The organism is Saliniramus sp., assembly GCF_035311605.1.
GTDB lineage: Bacteria > Pseudomonadota > Alphaproteobacteria > Rhizobiales > Beijerinckiaceae > Saliniramus.
Map to the genome: position 1 here is coordinate 1 of NZ_DATGCW010000077.1, position 2,841 is coordinate 2,841.

The following is a 2,841-nucleotide window of genomic DNA, read 5'->3' on the forward strand; positions in this document are numbered from 1 at the left end:
CCCCGGCGGCGATCGCGCAACAGCCAGACGGGGCTCCCGCGAACGATGCCGCGCTTACCGATCCCGCCGACAGCGTCGGTACGGCCTCTTCGCAAGGCTGAGCCGTTCATCAAACCGCACGATGCGATTTCCGGAAAGTGAAGCGCAGCAGATCACACGACCTGCGGCGCTTTTCTTTCAAATGGTGAGGCCTGGTTCAGGTTACGCAGCGCGTACGGCCTGAAGGAAGGAATCGACCGCGCGTCCGAGGCCGGATGAGCGCGCGGAGAGATCCGTCGCGGCACTGAGCACCGAATCGGCGGCACCCTGTGTCTCGCCGGCACCGGCCTTCACCATGTCGATCGATTCGGTGACCTCGCCGGTCCCCTTCGCCGCTTCCTGGACGTTGCGGGCAATCTCGTTGGTCGCGGCGCCCTGCTCCTCCATCGCGGCCGAAATCGCGGTGGAGATTTCCTTCATACGGTCGATCACGCCACCGATATCCGTGACCGCAGTCACGACTTCCTCGGTCACGCCCTGAATCTGCGAGATGTGGCTGGCGATCTCTTCCGTGGCCCTGGCGGTCTGATCGGCCAGGTTCTTCACCTCCGCCGCGACGACGGCAAACCCCTTGCCCGCGTCGCCCGCACGGGCTGCCTCGATGGTGGCGTTGAGCGCCAGCAGGTTGGTCTGGCCGGCAATGCCGTTGATGAGAGAGACGATCTCGCCGATCTTCTGGGCACCACTGGCGAGACTGCGCGCGACCTGATCGGTCTGACGCACCTGATCCACCGCCGTGTCGGCGATCCGAGCCGATTGCGTCACCTGTTCGCCGATTTCGCGCACGGAGGCGTTGAGTTGTTCGGTCGCCGAAGCCACGGCCTGCACATTGGCCGAGGTCTGCTCGGCTGCGCTGGCGACGGACAGGGCGCGGCCATTGGTCTGATCAGCTGTCTGATGCATGCCTTTCGCCGTATCCTGCATCGCGGCGGATGCGGCCGAGAGCTCTCGCGATAGATCGGAGACGGTCTCCTCGAACCCACGCAGCAACCTGTCGAGAGCCTCGGCGCGCCGTTCCTTCGACATGGCGTCCTGCGCAATCCGCGCATCCGCATCGCGCTTGGCGATGAGCGCTTCCTTGAAGACTTGGACGTATTCAGCCATCTCGCCGACCTCATCACGCCGCGACACCCCCTCGATGGCCGTATCCAGATCGCTGTTTGCGAGGGCCTGCATCCCCTGCCCCAGCCGGCGCAGGGGCCGGGTGATCCCGCGGGCGAGAACGATGCCGAGCGCGACGAGGATCATTCCGGCAAAGCCTGCGATCGCAAGGAAGATATTGCGGTTGTCGGCGATTGCGGTCTCGACATCGTGGACGAAGACTCCCGTGCCGATGATCCATTCCCAGGGCTCGAAACCGACCACGTAAGCCATCTTAAGCGCTTCCTCGTCGCCGCCGGGCACCACCGGCCAGTCATATTCGAAGAAGCCGCCACCGGCGCGCGCGAGATCGGCGAGCTCGATGATGATGGAGCGTCCGTCCGGCAGGCGCAGCCCACTCTGGTCAGTGCCTTCCATCGCCGGAACCATCGGATGCATCACGGTGACCGCATCATAGCCGTGGATGAAGAAATACTCGTCATCGGCATAGCGGATGGGGCGCAGCGCATCGGCTGCCCGCGCCTTGGCTTCCTCCATGCTGAGTTCGCCGCGCAACGCCTTCTTGTGGAAGTCGGCGACGATGCTGGCGGCAGAATCGGTAATATTCACCAGCTCCTGCTGCTTGGCCGACCACAAGGCGCCGGAGAAGCGCGCGGCGCCGACGACGGCGAGGCTGAGGAGTGCAAGAAACGCGATTGTGATCACGAGATAGAAGCGACCACCAACGGTAAAGGCCGGGATCGCGGAAGCGGCTTGTCTGGCCATGAATCAGCTCCTGCATCACGCAAGGGAAGGTGCGTTGACGCAGCGCAATATGCGTGATCACTTAAAAGAAAATTACGTAACGCGATCGATCTGCTCGCTGTTGTAGAAAAACTATCTGCTCCGGGACATGAGTCGGGAATACTCATACTGAAAATTGCTTTGTAGCTGAATTTGCGTGCTCGTCAGTTGCTCGCCGGATCGGCGAAGCCGGGTGGCAGCAACAGCATCGGTGACTCGTCCCCGCTGTCCGGGGAGTCATCCTCGAACAAGCCGCGCCAGGAATCGCGCTCGCGCTCGCGTTCAAGCAACCGGCGAATATCGTCCTGCATGCGCCTGCGCTCGGCTTCTTGCGCAGCCGCCTCGGCCTGACGCGCAGCTTCAGCCTCTTCCGCGCGTGCCGCCTGTTCGCGCGCGCGCCGGGCTTCCTCCTCTGCGCGCGCGGCCTCTTCTGCCGCGAGGCGCTCGGCCTCTTCCTGTGCACGCCGCGCCTCTTCCTCTGCGGCACGCTGTGCCTCGATCCGTGCGCGGCGGGCGCGGGCAATGGCCTGCGCGGCCTCGATTGCGGCCGGCCGCACTTCTGCCGCACGGCGGGCACGCTCTTCGAGCAGCGCCTCCCATTCCTGCCGTGCCGCGTCACGCGCGCGCTCCATGCGCAATTGTTCGAGGCGCCGCGTACGCTCGCCCGCCTCGCGCTCGAAGGCTTCGATCCGGTCGAGCTCACGCTGCAGCACGAACTGCGCCACGCCGTTGGTCAGCGGCCCGGTATCGACCTCGCGCGTCATCGAACCGGCAGCGCCGGTCCAGCCGAACGTAATGCGTGGCGGCGGCCCGCTCCAGCCCGGGGGCACCGCAGCAGCACGCAGGCTGCCGCGAATATCAACGCTGCCCGCGACGAGATCGAAGGCCGCCGCCCCACGCCATCCGGCCTCCTGCGCT

Annotated in this window: 1 protein-coding gene and 1 pseudogene; both read right to left on the reverse strand. The window is 65.2% G+C overall.

Annotation, left to right across the window (positions count from 1 at the left end; translation table 11 throughout):
- Positions 1-201 precede the first annotated feature (201 nt).
- Positions 202-1,905 (reverse strand): methyl-accepting chemotaxis protein, encoded by a 1,704-nt coding sequence (locus VKP01_RS03670; RefSeq protein WP_324410377.1) that lies wholly within the window; start codon positions 1,903-1,905, stop codon positions 202-204.
- A gap of 182 nt (positions 1,906-2,087) precedes the next feature.
- A pseudogene (locus tag VKP01_RS03675) lies at positions 2,088-2,841 on the reverse strand (hypothetical protein); the annotation flags it as partial.

Excerpts from the sequence above, each read along its gene's own strand:
- VKP01_RS03670 (WP_324410377.1), bottom strand. The coding sequence starts at position 1,905 with ATGGCCAGACAAGCCGCTTCCGCGATCCCGGCCTTTACCGTTGGTGGT.